Source organism: Streptomyces sp. NRRL WC-3549, assembly GCF_000721935.1.
Classification (GTDB): domain Bacteria; phylum Actinomycetota; class Actinomycetes; order Streptomycetales; family Streptomycetaceae; genus Streptomyces.
In genome coordinates, this window is the sequence record NZ_KL585416.1 from 50,695 (window position 1) to 52,156 (window position 1,462).

General features: G+C 66.8%; 1 protein-coding gene. It reads left to right on the forward strand.

The window, feature by feature from the left end; all coding sequences use genetic code 11:
* Positions 1 to 1,199 (forward strand): ribonuclease J (locus tag IH13_RS0123415; RefSeq protein ID WP_031087507.1); only part of this gene is annotated, 1,199 nt, incomplete at its 5' end.
* Positions 1,200 to 1,462 lie beyond the last annotated feature (263 nt).

Sequence of the window (1,462 nt, forward strand, 5' to 3'; positions counted from 1 at the left end):
CCCCGGCCGGCATGGCGGTGGCGACGGGCGACTTCAAGATGGACCAGCTCCCGCTGGACGGCCGCCTCACCGACCTCCACGCGTTCGCGCGGCTGAGCGAGGAGGGCATCGACCTTCTGCTCTCCGACTCGACGAACGCCGAGGTACCCGGATTCGTGCCGCCGGAGCGGGACATCTCCAACGTCCTGCGCACGGTCTTCGCCAACGCGCAGAAGCGCATCATCGTGGCGAGCTTCGCCAGCCACGTCCACCGCATCCAGCAGATCCTGGACGCCGCCCACGAGTACGGGCGGCGCGTCGCCTTCGTCGGGCGTTCCATGGTCCGCAACATGGGCATCGCCCGTGACCTGGGGTACCTGAAGGTGCCCGCCGGGCTGGTGGTGGACGTCAAGACGCTCGACGACCTGCCGGACGACGAGGTCGTGCTCGTCTGCACGGGCTCCCAGGGCGAGCCGATGGCGGCCCTGTCCCGGATGGCCAACCGGGACCACCAGATCCGTATCGTGCCGGGCGACACGGTGATCCTGGCCTCGTCGCTGATCCCGGGCAACGAGAACGCGGTCTACCGCGTGATCAACGGGCTGACCCGGTGGGGCGCGAACGTCGTCCACAAGGGCAACGCCAAGGTGCACGTCTCGGGCCACGCGTCGGCCGGCGAGCTCCTGTACTTCTACAACATCTGCAAGCCGAAGAACCTGATGCCGGTACACGGCGAATGGCGCCATCTGCGGGCCAACGCCGAGCTCGGCGCGCTGACCGGTGTGCCGAAGGACCACATCGTCATCGCCGAGGACGGCGTGGTCGTCGACCTGATCGACGGCAAGGCGAAGATCGTCGGCAAGGTTCAGGCCGGTTACGTGTACGTCGACGGCCTCTCGGTCGGCGACGTCACGGAGACCCACCTCAAGGACCGCCGCATTCTCGGCGACGAGGGCATCATCTCGGTCTTCATCGTGATCGACACGTCTTCCGGGAAGATCGTGGGCGGGCCGCACATCCAGGCCCGCGGATCCGGCATCGACGACGGTGCGTTCACGGCCGTCGTACCGAAGGTCGAGGAGGCGCTCAACAAGTCGGCCCAGGACGGTGTGGTGGAGCCGCACCAGCTCCAGCAGCTCGTCCGCCGCACGGTGGGCAAGTGGGTCTCGGACACCTATCGCCGGCGCCCGATGATCCTTCCGGTGGTCGTCGAGGTCTGACGGAAGACCGTGACCAGGGGCGGGGCACCTCGATTTGCATCGGGGTGCCCCGCTCCAGTACGTTTGCGGTTCCGCCTGAACGGGAAGCACCGCACGCAGTCATGCGCGCCTGGCCCTCTCGTACGGGGTGGGAAATCCGACTCAGAATCTCTGATAATGTCGGGCCCGCCGAAAGGCAGCCGAAAGGCAAAGGCCGATCCACAGGCCACCGGAATCATCTTCGGACCGGAAACGGAACGAAAAAGGGTCTGGTAAGGTTGGAG